The organism is Moraxella sp. CTOTU47579, assembly GCF_032004885.1.
Classification (GTDB): Bacteria; Pseudomonadota; Gammaproteobacteria; order Pseudomonadales; family Moraxellaceae; genus Faucicola; species Faucicola tetraodonis.
The window spans coordinates 89028-109610 of sequence record NZ_DALZOJ010000004.1 but is presented as its reverse complement, the minus strand read 5'-3'; the positions used below and the strand labels follow the sequence as shown (position 1 = coordinate 109610).

Here is a 20583-nt window from a genome sequence, read left to right as displayed (position 1 = left end):
GTTGCTAGCGATTAGGTAAATGCGAATGCGACAGCAGCCATTGTAGCATGTCAGTTTCACTGACTCGAATGGCATTATCAGCAATGTGGGTAAAATCAGCTTGATTCAAATAAGATTGAACATAGGCTTTATCATCACTGTCTATATGATGATATTGTAAATCAATCAGATAAAAATATCCTTGCCAAAAAATTAAAGCAAAAGTTTGATGCTGGTTTTCACATTGATGCTGTCTTTCAAATTCATGCTTGTTTTCAAATTCATGCTTGTTTTCAAATAAGGTTACTAGCTGTATCGAGTCGCTATCCGTTACCCTATCGACAGCACCCTTTATTGCTAGCTGATTTCCCATCTGGATTCCCAGCTGATAAAGCGACTGATTTTCGGCAACGTGAGTTATGTGATTGGTGGGTTTGTCATTAGGCTTTATATACTGAATGGACGTAGCTTTACCCGCAGGCAAGTTTTGAAATTTATCGACGTTACTGTCATCAGTATTTGTCATGCAAGCTTTTCGTTGCAGGGTGTTTAGCTCCATCATTTTAGGCGGCAATTGCTCTAGCATATGCTGAGACAACCAAGCTAATATATTGGTCAATGGTTGGATTTTGACTTGTTGTTTACTCGGGTGAATATTAACATTTATCCACTCGGCAGGCAGCTCAAAAGACAACGCATAGCCCATTTGTAGCGAATTATCGATGCCAATCCCTAGCTTGCGACCCACTTTTTGTATGGCCTGACTAATCGCCAAATCACTGACCAAACGATGATTGATATAAATCAGTTTTGGCAGATTATTTTTATGGGCGATAAAAAACCAGCCGGTGACTTTGGCACTTAAATCCTCTGCCTGTGCTTGTAAACCTTGCAGCGATAAATAAAATGGCTGTGCAATGTCAGCCAATGGCAAATTTAACGCTTGTTCAAGCCGCGCCAAACTAAACGCGGGCAAAAAAGGCAATGCAGCACCCTCTAAATTTTGGTGAGGGGCTTGGGCTGACTGCGTTAAGCTAAAACGCAATTTGTCTTGATGATATAATTCAATCTGCACATCGGCAAAACTAATCGCTAATCGCTGCACGACTTGTTCAATATGGGCAAATTCTGTGGCGATACTTTTTAGGTGCGAGCGTCTGCCTGGCACATTGAAGTACAAATCGCGAACGCTGACACACGTGCCGCGATGTTTTACGATAGGACGAATAGTAGCTTGGCTTACCTCACTACCGCTCACGCTCAGCTGTTGCCCTATACCGCTGTCATTGTGACTACTGGTTAATGTCAGATGCGATATCGCCGCAATGCTCGCTAGTGCCTCACCGCGAAAGCCTAAACTATGAATACCAACCAACTCATTGACATTAGCAAGTTTACTGGTGGCATGGCGAGTGACTGCAAGCGTCATGTCATCAGGATGAATTCCCATGCCGTTGTCACTAATTTGAATCAACCCAAGCCCGCCTTGCTCAATATCGATTCGAATATGAGTAGCGTTGGCATCGATCGCATTTTCAATCAGTTCTTTGACCACAGAAGCAGGGCGCGTCACTACCTCGCCAGCGGCGATTTGGTTAATAAGCAGTGGGGATAATTTATGAATACGGTTTTCAGGCAAAACTTATCGTCACTTCTCGTTGTTCGTCATCTAGGCGTTTGATATCAATGGTGGCATTGGGCGGCGTCAAATAGCCTGCTGCACGACTCGCCCACTCAATAATCACCAAACTATTTTGCTCATCTTGATATTCATAAAAACCGATAAATTCCAATTCTTCAGGATCATTGAGACGGTATAAATCGGCATGGTAAACCGGCTTAATTGTACCATCGTCCTGCGTAATACGATAAGGTTCAACCAGGGTAAAAGTCGGACTTTTTACCGCGCCTGTATGCCCCATTGCCTGTAGCCAATAGCGGGTAAGCGTGGTCTTGCCCGCACCCAAATCACCCGACAGCCACACGCTACCGGTTAAATTCATCTCGGCAAGCTCTTTGGCGAAGGCTTGGGTGGCGGTTTCGGATTTTAGGAGGATAGTTTTATTCATGTCGATTTTTCCAGCTTGCCCCATGTTTGTCCTGAATCAAAAATCGTTACAACAACCCCGTCAGATACCAACAGCTTAGTCAACTTGTAAAACCACTGTCGGATTGACAAATTTCTCGCCTTTTTTTAATTTGTCATACATGTTTGGGTCATGCCATTCGGCTTTTACTTGCTCGCTAAATTCAAAATCACCCAGCGTCAACGCGCCCATTTGGGCATTATCGACATCGTCTTCAAAGCATTGGGCATAGCCTGTCGCTGTTTCGTGGGCGATGACGGAATACACTTTGACATCGGTTTCGCCGTTTTGCATTTGGGTTTGTTTTAAGATTTCTCTTGCCCAAAAAAACACCACGCGGCTAAACTGCTCTGCCGAGGGCGAAACAGGCAAACTAATCCAGCGCGCGCTAAATTTTTTACAGGCGTTAATATAGTCGGGGTCATCTTTATCCCAAAAACAAATAGCATGATCGAAACTATCAATGATGTCTTTGATCGATGATTTTAACAGCCCAAAATCATACACCATTTGCCCGTGATCGAGGCGGTGCGCTTCTAAAATCAGCTCGATTTGGTAACTATGCCCATGAATCGAGTACTTACAGCGATCGGAGCTACAATTGCGCACGATATGGGCATTTTCAAATTTAAACAGCTTTCTAATTCTCATAATGGGATTCGCATTTTTTTAGCAGTAATAAGGGTTTGAATGCTGACTATTATAAAGCTATTGGGCAAGTTAAGCGAATTTTCGTCATGTGCCCAAATTTGCCTACCTAAATTTACCCGTAACATGAACAAAAAATCTCGTCATATTTAAGACAGTAACTCACGTCTTAAATCGCTAACTGTGCTAATATAAAAACTTGGGGATAGACAGTTATTGTTGAAAAATGAGTTTTTTTAGCTGACTCTTTTTTATATAAATTTTTGTTGATATAAAGTCTTGTTAATATAAAGTGTTATTGATACAAAATTTTGTTGGCATAAAGATAAGCACGGTGGAGATAAAAAATGATGATTAGAGTATTGGTCGTTGACGATCATGATTTAGTCCGAATGGGTATCGTACGGATGCTGTCAGATAGCCCGGATATTGATGTAATTGGTGAAGCTGCTGATGGTGAAACCGCGATTATTAAAACCAAACAATTAAAACCCGATGTGGTGTTACTTGATGTCAATATGCCTACCATTGACGGATTAGAAGTCACCAAGCGCTTGCTGCAAACCGATAAAAATACCAAAATTTTGGCGGTCAGCTCTTTGGTTCAGCAGCCCTACCCATCCATGCTCATCAAAGCAGGGGTGAGTGGCTATATCACCAAAGGGACACCGCTTGATGAGATGATTAAAGGCATCAAAAAAGTCCACCAAGGCGGGCGTTATTTTAGCGCCGATGTTGCCGAGCAGCTTGCTGATATTTTATTCACTGACAATTCAGAGTCGCCATTTGATGCGCTAAGTGAGCGAGAAATGCAGGTGGCGATGATGGTGGTCAATTGCAAAAGTCCACAGCAAATCGCCGATCAGTTGTTTGTGAGTGTCAAAACAGTCAATACCTACCGTTATCGTATTTTTGAAAAGCTTAATATCGACAGTGATGTCAAACTTACCCATTTGGCTATGCGTCACGGTTTGATTCAACCCTAAACCATGATTACCAATCCTGCGTTTTCATCGCTATTTGACAAGCCAAGTACCCACGATAAAACCAAAAAAATCGGTAACGTCTACAATGGTTACCGTATTATTATTGCTATCTTTTTTTCCTTTAGTTTTATGTTGGCACTAAAAAATGCCCAGCATGACTATTGGGTATTGATTAATCTTTTTCCTACCTTTTTCTATTTTTTCTTTAGTATTGCTTTATTTACTTTGTATTACTTTTATCCTAAAAATCCGCTGTTGATGGTCGGACTAACTGTTGATGCGCTAGTACTCACTACTTTGTTGTATTTTAGCGGTGGTAATGACTTACAAGTCATTTTGTTGTTTTTGGTGCAAGTCGCGGCGGCCTTTATGTTGGTGCGCTCCAACCAAGCTATTTTGCTCACTATTTTTGCCATCACGCTGGTTATTTATCAGCAGTTTTATCAAACCCTAAAAAGCGATGTGAACTACGCGCTAGTCAATAACGTGGCTTCAATGGCGATTAGCTTTATCGGGGTGGCTTATTTAAGTTATACGTTATCCAAACGGCTTAAACAAATTGAGCGGCTCTCTGAGCGCCAAGTCAATGAAGTCAATGCGCTAAATGCCATCAATAATAAAATCGTGCAAATCATTGACCAAGGCGTGGTGGTATTATCCCACGATTTAGAAATTTTTATCGCCAATGATACCGCAATCGACCAACTACATCTGCCAAAGACACTTGATAATTTTAATTTGCCAGATATTTCCCCCCTATTAGCTGCAAGACTTGCACCCATCATCGAGGAGCCTGAAGCAACTTTAATAGTGCGGCTCGATGTACCGACCGCTAGTACACCTTTAGCCGTTGGCATTGAGCCTAATAACCAAAGTTTTAATGACTTGCGACTTCGTATCACCCAATTAAGACAGCAATATGCCATTATTTTTATTGAAGATTTACGCCATGAGTTTAGCCGTGCACAGCAGCTAAAACTTGCGTCACTAGGGCAATTATCCGCCAGTATTGCCCATGAGATTCGTAACCCACTGGCAACTATTAGCCAAGCCAGTCAATTATTAATGGAGGAAGTTAATGAGGCTGACAGCGGCTTATCCGATGATAATATCTTGCTATATGAGATGATTTATCACCAAACCATTCGGGTCAATAAAATCATCGAAGATGTGCTGAAATTATCTCGTCAGCAGCGCCCTAATTTTGTTTATATTGAACCCAAAACTTGGCTAAACGATTTTATACAAGAAAACTTTAGCGGCCATGATATTTTTCTGCACTGCCGTACGGATGAAGGCTTTATGTTTGATAACTATCAGCTAGCACAGATTTTGGTCAACCTCATCAATAACGGGCTGCGTTTTAGTAGCAAAACCGAGCCCCACGGCTTTGTCACCCTTGAAGTATATGAATTTGGCAAATCTATCCATATCGATGTGATAGACACGGGTCACGGCGTTGCCAAAGAAAATATTCAGTATTTATTTAATCCGTTTTTTACCACCGATAGTCAGGGCACGGGTCTGGGGCTTTATTTGTCGCAGGCCTTCTGCCAGGCAAATTATGCCAATCTAGAATATGTACGAAGTGAGGGGCAAACTTGCTTTCGGATGATTTGTCAAACCAAAACTTTACCATCCGTCTAAAATATCTTTGTAGCTAAAATTTTTAATTGAATTTTTTGGCTAAAGCATTCATATTACAGTAAGTTTATCGATATCACTTTAGCAAAAATTGTTGGCAACTTGAGTGTATATGTGTTCACTTTTTTCCATTTTTTCAGTACAATATAGCGTCAATGATTAAAAAAATACATGTCGTATTTTGATCATCCTCAGGACATTTATCTCTATGGCACAACCTCAATCTTTTGAAAACGCGCCCATCAATTGGATCCCTGCGTTTGTCTTAATTAGCACGCCTTTGGCGGCTTTATTGATTGTACCTTATTACTTGTGGACACATAGCGTCAGTTGGCAAGTTTGGGCAATTTTCGCATTCTTTATGGCTTGGAATGGGTTAAGTATTACCGTCGGTTATCACCGTTTATGGTCACATCGTACTTACCAAGCGCATCCGATTGTCAAATGGTTCTTTCTGATTGGCGGCACCTTAGCTGTTCAGGGCTCAGTATTTGACTGGTGTGCAGGACACCGTTTGCACCACCGCCACGTCGATGATATCTATCAAGACCCCTACTCTGCCAAGCGTGGCTTTTGGTTTTCACATATCGGGTGGATGCTCAAAAACTACCCAAGCGGCCATTATGACTACAAAAATATCCCGGATTTAAAAGCTGATCCTGTGTTAGTGGCGCAAGATAAATATTATGCCCTGTGGATTTTATTAGCCAATATTGGCTTGCCAGCGCTGTTTGGTTGGATGGTGGGTGATGTTGCAGGTACCTTAGTACTCGCAGGACTACTGCGTTTGGTGTTAAGCCATCATTTTACTTTCTTTATCAACTCGCTTTGCCATATGTTTGGTACCCGTCCTTATACCGATACCAATACCGCGCGTGATAATCCGATTCTGGCGATTTTCACTTGGGGCGAAGGCTACCATAACTACCACCACTTTTTCCAATATGACTATCGCAATGGGGTAAAATGGTGGCAATATGATCCTAGCAAATGGATTATTTATGGCTTGTCAAAAATCGGTTTGACTTGGGATTTAAAACGTGTCCCTGACGTTACCATTCAGCATGCACAAACAGAAATGGCATTCAAACGTGCTGAGAAAAAAGTTGCGACTTTTTCAGGGAATTTAACCAGCGACTTTCAAGTGATAAAAGATCGTTTAAACAGTGAACAACAAGCCTTTAAACAAACGATTGCAGAATGGCAAGCGTTAAAAACGCAAGCCATTGAGATGAAAAAAAATGAGTTCGCCCAGCGTATTCATGAAGTTGATGATAAGCTAAAAGACCAGTTTAGTGGCATCGAGGATAAACTTCGCAATCATGCTCAACAAATTGAAAATTTGGTTAATCATTTAAAAGGCAAACATGTTTGATTAAAACATGAAAATGTTTAAAGGTTGACTGTGTCAAAAAAGGTAGGATAAAGTCCTACCTTTATTATTTTTATGGTTTTGTTGGGTACCGATTAGTCTTGTAACGGATAAGAGGGTGAAAATGGGTCTAACAATTCAATCAATCGGCGTTCATAGCACTGTCCACGCCAAATAAAATGTACTTTTGCATCACTAAAGGGTTTATCATCAAACCACAAAAACACCCCTTCCATCATTTTTGGCCAATCATCCCAGCTAATTTCACCCACGCCCATCATCACCGCTAAAAACGCTGACAATAGCGTATCATGACTAACCGCCAGTAATAAATGCCCGTGCTTTGGCTGATGCTGAAATAAAAGCGCTAATAAATCCAAACCGCCTTTATGTGGCGCTTTAATCCCTGCCATGTCGCCCGCCAAAAAACGATTGATAAAGTTTAGCGCACCAATTTGTTTGAATACCTTACTCACTTCTTCATGGTCCACGACCAAACTACCCGGCTCTACCAACAGCGATTGGTGCGACACATTTCTAGAGATGCCAGCACCTGCTTGCATTAAAACTGCGGTATCAATACAACGTTGTATCGGGCTACTGATGCTATCTACATCCATCGAGTAATCTAAGTTGGCAGCCAACCAACGCCCCCAAGACTCCGCCAACACTCTGCCTTTTGGTGTCAGTGGTAATGCATAACTGGCAAAGCCATTTTTATCTGACATTTCGCGCAATGAATGACGGGTAAATAAGATTAATCGCTCATTTTTTGGCAGTAGCTTAACCGAGTCAATCATACTGGGCGGTAAATGAGCAGGCATGGTGTTGATTGAATTAGACATTTAACTACGCATTCCTTATATCTTTTTATCTTTGCACCATAAATTGATACTATAAATTGATGAGGTCAAAACATTTAAGCGATTAAATGGGATATTACTGGGGCAAACGTGCCAATCATACCATGACTTCAACAACTTTATGCCAGTCAAAAACTACACCCGTACTACTGATTTCATTGGGGTAGGCTCTGGGATTGACAATAACACGTGTATGACCTTGCTGATAATCAAACGCTTCATGGGTATGTCCATGCAGCCAAATATCAGGCGCAAAATCGCTCTGTAGCCATTCGCCCAAATCAACGACAAATCCCGCATTACTGGGAAAATTGGCATATTTTGGCGCGATAGATAATGGGCTAATACTATGATGTGTCATAACCACGGTAGGCATACCATCTTTTTCGCTTTGTTTTAAGGCGTTTTGCAACCATGCCCGCTGCCGCTGATGAATAGATACAGTATCTTGGGGCGTTAACAGTCGGTTATCATAATAAATCTCGCGATAATCGCGCATAAACTGCTGAGCAATCTCCAACGTATTATCTTGTGGTTGATATTGATAATCCGTCCAAAGCGTTGTACCAATAATTCTGACACCCATAAATTCAAAGCTCGCGCATTGTAAAAAATGCACTTGCGTATTTTGCGTCAATGCTTTTATCTGCTCATCGAGAGTAAGAATATTATGACCAAAATACTCATGATTGCCCACAATCACAAAAATTGGTTTCTCAAGTCGCTTTGATTCGCCGATGAGCCATTCGATGCCCAAAAGCCCATTGGATGTGTCGCCCGCTACTAAAATAGCATCGGCGTTTGTGTAAGGGATTTCACCAATGGGCAAATCCCTTCTTGCATAGCTATCAATATGTAAATCACTTAACACTTGAAAACGTACTGGCATACATGACTCGAAATGGGTTATTTTAACGTATCCAAGATATATTGCAGTTTGGCGGTGGGATCCGCTGCTGCCGTAATTGACCGCCCAATGACCAAATAATCAGACCCATTTGCTATGGCATCTTTGGGCGTGCAAATGCGGGTTTGGTCATTACTGGCATCTTCTGGCAGCCTGATACCTGGCGTGACTAACAGAAAATCCTTGCCGCAAAGCTGTTTAAGCATATTGGCTTCTTGCGCAGAGCAAACTACCCCATCAAGCCCTGACTGCTGCGTCAATAATGCTAATCGCTTGACATGATTTTCTACTGAGTCGGTGATGCCCACCTCAGCCAAATCTTGCTGTGACATAGAGGTCAGCACCGTCACCGCAATCACTAAGGTTTGGTAGTTTTGCGCTGATAAACGCGCTTTCACCGTTTGCATGGCGGTACGCCCCGCACTGGCATGGACATTCACCATCCACACCCCCAAATCAGCCGCCGCTAATACCGCCTGCGCGGTGGTATTGGGGATATCATGAAATTTTAAATCCAAAAACACTTCAAAATCACGCCGATGTAAGGATGCCACTAAGCTATTACCATATTTGGTAAACAGCTCTTTACCAACTTTCACCCGGCACAAGGTAGGGTCTAACTTATCTGCCAAGCTTAATGCCTGACGGTCATCCATGTTATCCAATGCCACGATAATGGGTGACTTGATGAGTGATGTTGCTTGCGGTGCTGCCACTTGATTCATAACAAACTGACTCTTTTTTTAACTCGATAGTATGCATTGATTATCGTACGGGTGGTAAATTAGGGTTGGCTACTGTAGGTGCAATCGTTGCATTGCTGGTTTGCGCTAAATGCTGTTCATAATTATGCTGCGTTTGCATCAATTTTTCTTGGGTTTGCTTTAACTCTTTAGATAAGCGCTGATTTTCCAGTTTCATCTGTAACACACGAAATAAAATCAACCCCATCAATAGTCCCGCGATGACCCCTAAAACAATGCTAATAATCAGCAGTAACCCTAAACTCATTTGTGGCACTTGGCTAAACAGTAAATTTACTTCGACTTGGTTGTTATTCACCAATACCAGCATCAATGAATAACCAACGACCACGAACAACAAAATCGCTAACAGGTAACGCATAGTTTCCTCCTTGGTTATTTTAATTAATCTACATTTTTGAATGCCACTATTATTACAGATAATTCAAAAAAAAGAGTGGATTTTTTGTCCACTCTTTTTTGATCAATCATATGTTAAACCATATCGCTAGTTCAATAACGTTAAATGACTCAAAAACCGCAACTAACGATGATGATTGACTGCCTCTCGCAATGCTTTGCCAGGTTTAAAATGGGGTATCGCCGTTGCTTTCACGGTAACTTTCTCGCCTGTTTTAGGGTTGCGCGCCACACGTGGCTCACGATGATGCAAACTAAAACTACCAAAACCGCGTACTTCGACACGTCCGTTTTGAGATAAGGTATCGACCATCAAATCAATGATTTGCTTGGTGGCTTCCTCAATGGTTTTTTCTGGTATATTCTCACATTCACTTGATAATCTAGTGATCAAATCAGATTTGTTTAACACTTTTTCCATACTACCCCTAACACGCTAAACGTAACTGTCGTAATCTAAATTACAGAATGATTGTTTTAAAAACTTCGTTACAGTCCAATTTCATCCAACAATCTAATAACAATTCTAATAATGAAAAATTACATTTCATTACTTTTCTTCGCATATTATAACAAAACCGCACTAAATTCGTCGTCTTTTTTTAGACTAAATCTTTCATTTTGTTACCTAAAAGGCAAGAATAAAAAAAGCGACTAAGTTAGTCGCTTTTTTTATTGCTCACAAAACCGATTATTGGTTTTGTTGTTGCTCTTTGATTAAGTCACCAATCGTTTTTGGTTGTGCATCTGCCGCAGCATTTGAACTTAATGCTTTAATAGCATCACGTTGCTCTGCTTCGTCTTTTGCACGAACGGATAGGTTGATACCGCGAGTTTTGCGGTCAACGCTGACAATTTTCGCTTCAACTTCATCACCGACATTCAGTACAGTGGTCGCATCATCTACTTTGTCCTGTTGGATTTCTGACGCACGTAAGTAGCCTTCTACATCGTCAGCTAGTTTTACTTTAGCGCCTTTGGCATCAACGTCAGTCACTACCCCTTTCACTACCGCACCACGATCATTTGATACTAGGTATTCGTTGAATGGGTCACTGTTAAGTTGTTTGATACCTAAGCTGATACGGTTAGCTTCTGCGTCTACAGACAAGATGACCGCTTCAACGGTATCACCTTTATTGTAGTTACGAATCGCTTCTTCACCACTTTCAGTCCAAGAAAGGTCTGATAAGTGAACTAGACCATCAATACCACCTTCTAGACCGATAAAGATACCGAAGTCAGTGATTGATTTGATAGTACCAGATACTTTGTCACCTTTTTGATGGTTCTTATCAAACTCTTCCCATGGGTTTGGCATGGTTTGTTTGATACCTAGGCTGATACGACGACGATCTTCATCGATATCAAGGATTTGAACCATGATCTCGTCACCGATTTGTACCACTTTTGAAGGATGAATGTTTTTGTTGGTATGATCCATTTCAGAAACGTGTACCAAGCCTTCGATACCATCAGCGATTTCAGCAAAACAACCATAATCAGTCAGGTTAGTTACACGTGCTTTAACGTTAGTACCTTTTGGATAGTTGTTAAGAACGTCTTGCCATGGGTCAGTGCCTAATTGTTTTAGACCTAAGCTGACACGGTTACGTTCGCGGTCAAATTTTAATACTTTAACTTTTAATTCTTGACCCACTTCAACCACTTCTGATGGGTGCTTGATACGGCGCCATGCCATATCTGTGATGTGTAATAGACCATCGATACCACCTAGGTCTACGAATGCACCGTAATCAGTCAAGTTTTTCACCACGCCGACCACTTCTTGACCTTCTTCAAGGTTAGATAGTAGTGCTTCGCGCTCTGCTGAGTTTTCAGATTCCATCACAGCGCGGCGGCTAACAACGACGTTGTTGCGTTTTTGATCCAGTTTGATGACTTTAAATTCTAGCTCTTTGCCTTCTAAGTGCGCAGTATCGCGTACTGGGCGAGTGTCCACCAATGAACCTGGTAAGAACGCACGTACTGAACCGATATCAACCGTGAAACCACCTTTAACTTTACCAGAGATAAGACCGGTTACGATCTCATTGTTCTCATAAAGTTTTTCAAGTACGTTCCAAGTTTCAGCACGTTTTGCTTTTTCACGTGACAATAGGGTTTGACCCATACCATTGTCAACCGCATCTACAACGACTTGAACTTGGTCGCCAACTGCTACTTCAAGCTCGCCTTGTTCATTCAAAAATTCTGAACGCGCAACGATACCTTCTGATTTTAGACCCGTATCTACGGTAATCCAGTCGCTATCAATCGCAACTACGGTACCTGCGATAACTGCACCGCGTTCTACGTCAAGTACTTGGCTTGCTTCAAACAGTTCAGCAAATGATTCCATCATAAAATTTACCTTTGTATAGCCGTAGCCTGTCCAGCACAGTACGGTTCAAATTAAGATTTTTTATAAACATAAGGCTGGTTTTAGTGCCTATAAAAAATCGATAAAACTTTTAAAAACTGTTAGTTAAAAAATAGTTAGTTAATTGTCAAACCGCGCTCAACACATAGTTGCCAAACTTGGTTAAACACTTGCTCAGCATCGATGGCTGAGCTATCAATCACTATCGCATCATCGGCAGCCTTAGCCGGTGAGGCACTGCGTGTACTATCACGCTCATCACGCGCAATAATTTGTGCCAAAATTTCGTCAAAATCTGCCTGTTTGCCAGCGTTGGTCAACTGACTGACACGGCGCGCGGCTCGTGCCTCAGAGGATGCGATCAAATAAACTTTCAGCGGCGCATCGGGGAAAACCACTGTTCCCATATCACGCCCGTCTGCAATCAAGCCCTTTTTTGGGTTGCCTTGCGACGTTGCCATATTTTTTTGTAACTCTAATAGCGCTTGACGCACCTTCGGGAATACCGCGACTTTTGACGCAAAGTTCCCCACTTCTTCGGTGCGAATCACTTCGCTCACATCGTTGGCATTCACGAGCACTGTCACATGCTCAGAATCCGCTTTTGCGGCTGCAAACTCAATTTTCAACGATTGGGTTAAATCAGCTAACGCAGTTTCATCAATGTTGTCCGTTAACAAACCCGCTTGGTGGGCTGCAAGACCCACAATCCGATACACCGCCCCTGAATCCAAAATTTGATAATCCAGCAGCTTTGCCAGTCTTGCCGTCAATGTGCCTTTACCTGCACCACTTGAGCCATCAATGGTGATGACGGGCAGGCTTGCGGTTAGATCAAAAGACGGTTGCGTTAAAGTTTGTGACATGCCATTTTTATAAACAAAGCAAAAATAGTCGTATATTTTACGCCTGAAAGCTATTTTATACAAGTAATTTGACACAAGGATTGACTAAATTGCGTCTCATTTTTTACCAATAGAAAAATGCATAAAAAAGGCGCAAAAAATGAGAAATGCACCGATACGCAGAGTAATGATTAACCATTGTGCGATAGAAGAAAAAAAGCTATCGACTTAAAGGATTAAGCATAAGCTCACCTTTAACAATCGCTGGCTTTTAACGATCACCGACTAAAACTGCCAGAGCTTTCAGAATTTCCAAAATTTATAGCGTAAAGGTGGGTTTATCTGAGTTGATATGACCCGCTAACAGGCGGTCGACTTCATTTTTGATGCGTAAACCTGCTTCATCTTTGCCAAGCTGTAACGCATAGCCTGCGGGGCGCTGTGCTTGTGCGCGGTGGTTGACCCACACCACTTTACCATGTAGCGGCATTCTCTCACTCGAATTTGGCAAAGTAATTGCCACAAAGGTTTGACTGCCTAGTTGTTGCTGTTGGTTTGTAGGAATAAATAACGCACCGTTTTCAATAAAAGGCAGATAGCTAGCATACAATTTTTCGATCGTATCATAGTTAATGGTGGTGATACCGCCACGAGATGGCATTGCCATAATCACTGTTCCTTTTACTAACGCATGGGGTTACCAACGCATGGTGAATGATAAATAATATAGATAATTGGGTAATATAGATAATTAAATAAATTAGCAATCAAGCATGGTGCTAAAAATTTTATCATAGCATAACTTATCTTGAATATGTTGTTGTCTATCTTGCCAGATTTGATCGATGACCTGTTGTAACTGGCTAATTTGCTTTAATGTAGGTGGTGGCTGCAGCTTGCCAAAATCCAAGTCATTGGATGACGCTGAGATACCGACGGCAAATTGCCCCAATGGTACTAATAAGGCTTGCGACAAGTATAAAAAGTCCGTCAATGTCAGCGTTTTTTGCCAATAGTTGCTGGCTTGTACAGGCATACGTTGCCCACTACGAACCGCTTGAAAGCTGTTTATCCAAGTTTGGCGGTGTTGATACCATTCGCTGTTTAACATTTGTAGTGCTAAAAAAGGCGCATAACCAGACAATTCACTCACTTGTTGTAGCGTCGCAGTATCGGTATTTGGCAATAACTGCTGCATCGCTTGCATTGACTGATCGGGGGTCACATGACTCACCGAAAATGCCTGTAGCCGCGAGCGAATCGTTGGGAGGAGCTGCGAAGGGCTATCGCTAATTAACAGCATCAACACATTTTCGGCAGGCTCTTCTAAGGTCTTAAGAAGCGCGTTACTGGCTGCTAGGGTCATCGCATCCGCTTGGTGAATAACCACAATTCTTAATCCGCCACTCGATTGCGTGACAAAAGGCTGTAATTCCCGAATTTCGTCAATCTTGATGCTATAACCTGACTGATGGGTTGGGGCTTGCGCCACGAGGGCGTTGTTTGCTTTAGGTTTAGGCGACGCGTCACGCGCCACGGTGGGTGTGGGAATTTGATAAAGATCGGGGTGGGTATTGGCGATCAGCCATTGGCAACTTTGGCATTGCCCACAGGCAGTTGTGACACCTTGTTCATTGTCCCGTTGATTCTCACACAAAGCCCATGCGACAAACCGATAAACAAAGGCGCGTTTCCCCGTCCCTGCATTGCCTGCAAACAACATTGCGTGCGGCAAGGCATGTAGGTGGGTGGTCAAATACTGCCAAGTTGGCTGTTGCCACGGCAATAAATCCATAAACAGCCACTGCTGTATCACCTGTTGGCTCACGGGATCTGGATAGTAGTATTGGGTTACTTCATTGGGTGTTGATTCGACATTGGGTTGTTTGGGGCTTTTTGATTGAGAGGTGATAGTCGATGCCATAGAAAAAAATCAGTCAACAGAGTAACCATAGTATAATCGCTGCAGCTAGATAATCAATTAGGATAATCGGTCAGGTTGTTTTCTTGAAGACATGAATGCGGTAACACGTCGGGTTATTTTATCCCTTACTGTCTTTAAACCTTGGCCCATAAGATTTTTGTTGCAAATAAATGATGGATTTTTTTTGATGAGTCGATTAAATTTTCATCTTAAGATATCTATTTTCGTACTTTTTCTTATAGTTGTGATTCACCCTATTTAAAAAAACGATTCAATTTTCTGTTTACTTCGAGGTTAGTTTGACGAATTTATCGCAACCTAATAATCAAGATACGTTACTCAATGACCAACATCATTATGATGCGGCGGATATGGCAGACCAATTAAAGGTGATGCCAACCTTAGAAGCGCGTTTAACTACTATTTTAAACGAAATCAATGCGCTGCGTGATTTTCCGCAAGTTACCCTATTTAAACAACTGCTAGATACCCTGCGCAACCGTGCAGATGATGCTACAACCGCCAATGAGCAGATGGCGCTATTTGTTCGGCTACTACGCGGCAATCGTGTGTGGGCAGAAGGGTTTTGTGTGTTTATGCTTACCTTGATTAATCGTTATCGTCAGGTGTCGCTATACACGGATTTGGGTATCTTGTCAGATGCTGGCTTTACTTCACAATTTTTTGACTTGGTCGGTGAAAAGCTATTACCCTCCGTACCTGATGACCGCGATTTGATTGCGCTATTTAATGCGTTTTTTGCCACACCAAAAACCCGCTACTGGGTGCGCTTAATCCATGAGCGTTGGTGGATTGAACTGATACTCATCCTTAAAGTACCTGCAGGTAAAGAAGCGTTAGTGCAAGCGCTTGAAGCCAATGTGCTCAAAGCCATTACTATTTTAACGGCGCGTATCAACGGCATCGGGCTCAATGCCGATTTAATAAAGGCATTTCCCAATCCGATTGACAACCAAGATACTTTCATTGCGCTGAATCGCGAAGTCGCTGAATTTGTCAGTCAATACCAGCTCAGCATGCAGCCAGGGGATGAACAAGCGATGCCCCAGCCTGAGGTGGATAGCAGTCAAATTTTAGTGTTGACCGACCAAGCCCGCACTATTATGCAAAACATCCGTCGCCGTATTCATCGAACGGGTATTACTGTGCGTACCACCAATATGTTGGTGCGCCTTGAGCAAAGCCTGCAGCGTCTTGAATTGTTGGTGTCACTACTATCTGACAACGATCATATCAAGAAAAAAACCATCATAGAGCTTATTAATACATTGTATGAAGATTCATACCACCGCAGTAGTTTTAGATATTTATTTGGCATCAATACCGCGCTGTTGTCTCGCCGTGTGACTGAGACTGCCAGTAAGGTCGGCGAGCATTATATCAGTACCGATAAAGCGGGTTATCGCCGTATGTATAAAAAAGCGGCATTGGGTGGTTTACTCATCGGCTGTATGGCGACCCTTAAAATCCTAGGGAAAACCCTACCCTTGGCACCGTTTGGCGTGGCTTTTTTAAACAGTATGATTTATGGTCTTGGCTTTGTGGCAATTCATATCATTGGCGGCACAGTGGCGACCAAACAGCCTGCCATGACAGCTGCCGCCATTGCTTCAACCATCTCAGAGGTAAAAGGGCGCAAAGCGGCGCAATTTACCAAGCTGACCGAATTGGTCGTTGATATCATGCGCACCCAATTTATTGCCATTATGGGTAATATTTCAATTGCAATGCCGATTGCGCTACTGATTTCATCCATGTGGCTGTATGGGCTGGGTCGTCCGTTAACATCGGAAGCTAGCGCAGAGCACTTGCTGCATGATCTCAACCCGTTTACCTCGCTTGCTATCTTTCATGCCGCGATTGCTGGGGTGTATTTGTATATTTCGGGATTGATTGCAGGCTATTACGATAATCTTGCGGTACACAACAAAATTGGTGAGCGTATCCGCAACCATCCTACTCTCAAACGGATAATGAGACCTGTGACGTTATTGCGTTTTAGCGATTTTATCGAGCGCAATCTGGGTGCGATTATGAGTAACTTTTTATTCGGTTGCTTTTTGGGTAGTACGGCGACCATCGGTTATATTTTTGGCTTACCGCTCGATATTCGCCACATTGCCTTTGCGTCTGCCAACTTTATTCACGGGATTTTTAACATTTATGCCAACACGGGCGAGTTTCCAGAAATCGGTATTATTTTGGTTAGCCTATTTGGAGTGATGGTCATCGGTATGATTAACTTGTTGGTGAGTTTTTCACTCGCCTTAATGACCGCCCTACGCGCTCGTAATGTGAAAGTCTTTGAGTGGAAATTCTTATTTGAATTGGTCGCTTCGCATTTGATGACCCAACCCTCTGACTTTTTTATCCCGCGTAAACATCCGATGAACTATGCGCTCATCGATAGCGATGGTAATATTATCTATGATGATAAACCGATTGCAAACGATGGTAAAAATAACAAGGGACATAAAACTGCCCTGACATCACAGCCAGAAGAACATCCGCATGCTACTACGCCCCATATCGACAATATCAGTCATACGGAAAAACTGACCGATGAAGAAATTGCAGAGAAAAAACAGGCAATTAAAGAAAAAGTGGTGCAAAAGGCGGTCGATAATATCACCCCAAATGACACGGCAAGTAAGCTACCTAAATAACCGATGAAACACTGAACACGATAGAAATATGATGACTTTTTTGGAAACTACAATGAACCAACCTGCGACCTCAATAAGTCCGATTCAATTGGCTCATCGGTTAAATGAGCTATTAAAAATTAATGAATTCCAAGATTATTGCCCCAATGGTCTGCAAGTAGATGGTGGACAGCCGATACAGCACATCCTCACCGGTGTCACAGCCTCTGAGGCATTGATTGAACAAGCGATTGCGCACAACGCCCAAGCGATTTTGGTGCATCATGGCTATTTTTGGAAAGGGGAACCTGCGCCGTTAATTGGCATGAAAGGCAAGCGTATTCGTTTGTTGATGCAACATGGTATTTCCTTACTGGCTTATCACTTACCGTTAGACGCCCATCCCCAATTGGGCAATAACGCCCAATTAGCGCGAGCGCTGGGCTGGACTGATTTGTCGCCACTATACCCTGACGAAAAACACCCGATAGGTAATATCGTGGATTTAGCAGCGCCGTTGTCGATTGCAGCTCTCACCAACAAACTATCGTCTACCTTAAGCCGTCCGCCCCTACATTTATCCGGGGGTAATCAAGCAATTTCGCGCATCGGTCTGTGTACGGGTGGCGCACAGGATATGATTGAGCAAGCGGCACAAATGGGTTGTCAAGCCTATATCTCCGGTGAAGTGTCAGAGCGAACCACTCACATAGCCCGTGAGCTAGGTATTGATTATTTTGCTTGTGGACATCATGCCACTGAGCGAGGTGGTGTGCTGGCATTGGGGAATTATGTCAAAGAAAATCTTGCCTTAGCCGTTGATTTTTTCGATATCGATAATCCCGTGTAAAATTGGGCAGTTTATTGACTAATTATTACCCGTTAATTGCATTTTAGCGGGTTTTTTACGCTTTTTATCATAAATTTGCCTTTCGTTACGTTCAAAAACATGACGCGTAACTTTAATTTCAATACAATACCCCCATTGTTTTATATAACTAACTGTATTGCCATGCAGTAAATATTGTTATTGTTTATTTATTTTATGCGTGCCATACGTTAACCTACGTTAAATTCTTTAGGTAAGCGCTTGGGCTTATTAAACAATTTTTAATTTGCCAGTACTTACAAAAATTTTAACCGTCTTACGGTTTTTAATTGATTATTATTTATTTCGATAGTTCTCTACGATGGATAGGGAATTATCACCGTCCTAGGTATAAGGGGAGCCAACCTGTTTGGCTCTTTTTTTAGCGTTAAGTTAATAACGACCTATTTTGGATGGAAGCTTTTTTGTTAAGATTTAGGATAGAGTTAGATAGTTGGAAGCCATGTACTTATTTGGCTTGTCTGACTGGTGCTTATTTTGACTAGTACTAGGTTTAACTGGTGCTTAGTTTGATGGGTACTAGGTTTAACTATCGATTCGGTTCTTAGTTTCATAAAATGTTTTCATTTGGCATAGTTGTTTTTTATTAATTTAACGTATCTAACGTATGTGCACCGTGGAGTGACACATGCCGCTAAACTCATCATTTGAGTATTGTGATGATTTGGCTTTGACCTATCCTGCCTCGATTTCGATGTCGGTCAAAGCATTTTTAAGCCCTTTAACTTTATACCCGTTTCAACACCCTTTATTACGCTTTAGTAAATACGCGACCCAATTTAAACGCTTGCAATTCTTCCCGATTCAATTCAAGCCTTGTTTGGGTGGGGTGATGTCGCCAAAAACTACCCAGTCGCGTGTGCCAGCGGTGCCTAGCCATGTGCAAGATTTGGCGCAACTGGCTAATCCGTCCACTAGTCTCATTGGGCGCTTTATCAAGCCGTTAAAATGGTTGGGCGCCAGTAAAAAGCTGGTAGTTGTGATGGGGATTGGTTTGCCCTTAGCTTATGTTGCCACCCAGATGGGCGTTACTGACAAAGTCGACAATGGCAATCCTAATACCTTTGCCTCACCTACTAGCGTGGTTGCAGCACCAAAAATGGCGACCTTTGATAGTATCCTATCTCAAAAGCAGCTGCGTATTGCCACCGTCAATGGTAATACTACTTATTTTGCTCAAGATGGTTTTGAGCACGGCTTTGGCTATGATGTCATGCGCCATTATGCCAAGCGATTGGATGTCACCCTAAGCACACAAGTATTTGCCACTGATGCGGACGCGATGGCGGCTGTCAAAACAGGCAAAGCCGATGTCGCCTTAACCAATGTGTCGGATCACCAAAACGCCACCGCCACTGCGTTATCATCGCTGAGTCTAAGCTGTGACAAAGATTATTTATCAAAGCAGGGTCTCAACGAACATGTTGCCATACAGCTAAACCCCAATGATGTCAAACTCAACGACGATGTAAAAAACTTCCTTTGTGGCGGTCAATCGCTCACCCGTAATCAACATTTAGCCGCGTTTTATAGTCAAACACCATTGGCAGAGCCGTTTAATCAACAACATTTTGCCGATACCATGACACGCGTGTTGCCCATTTATGAACCATCTTTTAAGCAGACAGCAAACAAATACCGTCTTGATTGGCAACTGCTTGTGGCAATGGGGTACCAAGAATCGCATCTGGATGCAGAAGCCACTTCGCCAACGGGTGTGCGCGGTATCATGATGTTGACCAATGCCACTGCAAATGCGATGGGCGTTGATAATCGGACTGACCCGACCCAGAGTATCCAAGGGGGCGCTAAGTATCTAAGTCAGCTGCAACATGAATTTGCCCAAGTGCCAGCATCGGATCGAGTATGGTTTACCCTAGCGGCATACAATATGGGTCCACAAGCGATTAAAGATATCCAGCAGATTTTGGAAAAGCGCGGTATTGATGGCAACAATTGGGCAGCCGTGTATCAGTATTTAAAAGTTAATAGTCAAAGCAATAGCCGTTATGTGCAGTGCTTAGATTACGTCACCCATATCCGCAGTTATTTGGAGGCGTTAAAATTAGATAAAGTCAATAATCGTCAATTGACTTGATGGTTTTGCGTATAAAAACTAAACATTTTCAAAAAAGAATGGTTTAACGCCATTCTTTTTTTTATGCTATCACTTTGTCGTTTTTAAAAATTACTGAATTTATTGTTAATATTATTAATCTAAGGATAG

18 protein-coding genes are annotated in these 20583 nt (G+C 42.4%); 6 read left to right on the top strand and 12 right to left on the bottom strand.

The window, feature by feature from the left end; translation table 11 throughout:
- Positions 1-4: 4 nt before the first annotated feature.
- From mutL to RTP55_RS04165, 3 genes are all read right to left on the bottom strand, one after another.
- On the bottom strand, positions 5-1618 hold the full coding sequence (gene mutL, locus RTP55_RS04175; RefSeq protein ID WP_312384412.1) for a DNA mismatch repair endonuclease MutL: 1614 nt from the start codon (positions 1616-1618) through the stop codon (positions 5-7).
- Positions 1611-2048, bottom strand: a complete 438-nt coding sequence (gene tsaE, locus RTP55_RS04170; RefSeq protein WP_050324505.1) for a tRNA (adenosine(37)-N6)-threonylcarbamoyltransferase complex ATPase subunit type 1 TsaE — start codon at positions 2046-2048, stop codon at positions 1611-1613. The genes mutL and tsaE overlap by 8 nt, the downstream gene beginning before the upstream one ends.
- Positions 2049-2123: 75 nt before the next feature.
- Positions 2124-2717: a 6-pyruvoyl trahydropterin synthase family protein gene (locus tag RTP55_RS04165; RefSeq protein WP_050324111.1), complete on the bottom strand. Its 594-nt coding sequence runs from the start codon at positions 2715-2717 to the stop codon at positions 2124-2126.
- Positions 2718-3064: 347 nt separating this feature from the next.
- Here RTP55_RS04165 and RTP55_RS04160 point away from each other — a divergent pair, with 347 nt between their 5' ends.
- The 3 genes from RTP55_RS04160 to RTP55_RS04150 all read left to right on the top strand — a co-directional run bounded on the left by RTP55_RS04160 (position 3065) and on the right by RTP55_RS04150 (position 6719).
- Entirely contained in the window at positions 3065-3700 is a 636-nt protein-coding gene (locus RTP55_RS04160; RefSeq protein WP_050324504.1) for a response regulator, read from the top strand.
- 3 nt (positions 3701-3703) lie between these two features.
- The gene (locus RTP55_RS04155; RefSeq protein WP_312384409.1) at positions 3704-5347 is read left to right on the top strand and encodes a sensor histidine kinase; all 1644 of its coding nucleotides are present in this window, start codon (positions 3704-3706) and stop codon (positions 5345-5347) included.
- Positions 5348-5552: 205 nt separating this feature from the next.
- Complete coding sequence (locus tag RTP55_RS04150; RefSeq protein WP_050324109.1) at positions 5553-6719, top strand: acyl-CoA desaturase; 1167 nt, start codon at positions 5553-5555, stop codon at positions 6717-6719.
- 92 nt (positions 6720-6811) lie between these two features.
- Here RTP55_RS04150 and RTP55_RS04145 read toward each other — a convergent pair whose 3' ends face one another.
- The 9 genes from RTP55_RS04145 to RTP55_RS04105 all read right to left on the bottom strand — a co-directional run bounded on the left by RTP55_RS04145 (position 6812) and on the right by RTP55_RS04105 (position 14801).
- Complete coding sequence (locus RTP55_RS04145; protein ID WP_099807786.1) at positions 6812-7561, bottom strand: histidine phosphatase family protein; 750 nt, start codon at positions 7559-7561, stop codon at positions 6812-6814.
- 115 nt (positions 7562-7676) lie between these two features.
- A complete protein-coding gene (locus RTP55_RS04140) occupies positions 7677-8468 on the bottom strand; it encodes a metallophosphoesterase (RefSeq protein WP_312384406.1) in 792 nt (263 codons plus the stop codon).
- A gap of 17 nt (positions 8469-8485) precedes the next feature.
- Positions 8486-9211 carry an orotidine-5'-phosphate decarboxylase gene (pyrF, locus tag RTP55_RS04135; RefSeq protein ID WP_312384404.1) on the bottom strand — a complete coding sequence of 242 codons (726 nt, stop codon included), beginning with the start codon at positions 9209-9211 and terminating at the stop codon, positions 8486-8488.
- A 40-nt stretch (positions 9212-9251) separates the two neighbouring features.
- A complete protein-coding gene (locus RTP55_RS04130) occupies positions 9252-9611 on the bottom strand; it encodes a lipopolysaccharide assembly protein LapA domain-containing protein (RefSeq protein ID WP_219330980.1) in 360 nt (119 codons plus the stop codon).
- Between the two features lie 162 nt (positions 9612-9773).
- On the bottom strand, positions 9774-10070 hold the full coding sequence (locus tag RTP55_RS04125; RefSeq protein ID WP_007116365.1) for an integration host factor subunit beta: 297 nt from the start codon (positions 10068-10070) through the stop codon (positions 9774-9776).
- A 270-nt stretch (positions 10071-10340) separates the two neighbouring features.
- On the bottom strand, positions 10341-12011 hold the full coding sequence (rpsA, locus tag RTP55_RS04120) for a 30S ribosomal protein S1 (protein ID WP_282849851.1): 1671 nt from the start codon (positions 12009-12011) through the stop codon (positions 10341-10343).
- 137 nt (positions 12012-12148) lie between these two features.
- The gene (gene cmk, locus RTP55_RS04115; RefSeq protein WP_219330979.1) at positions 12149-12898 is read right to left on the bottom strand and encodes a (d)CMP kinase; all 750 of its coding nucleotides are present in this window, start codon (positions 12896-12898) and stop codon (positions 12149-12151) included.
- A 298-nt stretch (positions 12899-13196) separates the two neighbouring features.
- The gene (locus tag RTP55_RS04110) at positions 13197-13544 is read right to left on the bottom strand and encodes a PilZ domain-containing protein (protein ID WP_065252396.1); all 348 of its coding nucleotides are present in this window, start codon (positions 13542-13544) and stop codon (positions 13197-13199) included.
- A 93-nt stretch (positions 13545-13637) separates the two neighbouring features.
- A complete protein-coding gene (locus RTP55_RS04105; RefSeq protein WP_312384400.1) occupies positions 13638-14801 on the bottom strand; it encodes a DNA polymerase III subunit in 1164 nt (387 codons plus the stop codon).
- A gap of 299 nt (positions 14802-15100) precedes the next feature.
- Between RTP55_RS04105 and RTP55_RS04100 the strand changes: the two genes are divergently transcribed.
- The 3 genes from RTP55_RS04100 (at position 15101) to RTP55_RS04090 (ending at position 20454) form a co-directional block, all read left to right on the top strand.
- On the top strand, positions 15101-17488 hold the full coding sequence (locus RTP55_RS04100) for a site-specific recombinase (protein WP_312384399.1): 2388 nt from the start codon (positions 15101-15103) through the stop codon (positions 17486-17488).
- A gap of 52 nt (positions 17489-17540) precedes the next feature.
- Positions 17541-18317: a Nif3-like dinuclear metal center hexameric protein gene (locus RTP55_RS04095; protein ID WP_312384397.1), complete on the top strand. Its 777-nt coding sequence runs from the start codon at positions 17541-17543 to the stop codon at positions 18315-18317.
- Positions 18318-18984: 667 nt separating this feature from the next.
- On the top strand, positions 18985-20454 hold the full coding sequence (locus tag RTP55_RS04090; protein WP_312384396.1) for a transglycosylase SLT domain-containing protein: 1470 nt from the start codon (positions 18985-18987) through the stop codon (positions 20452-20454).
- Positions 20455-20583: the final 129 nt, after the last annotated feature.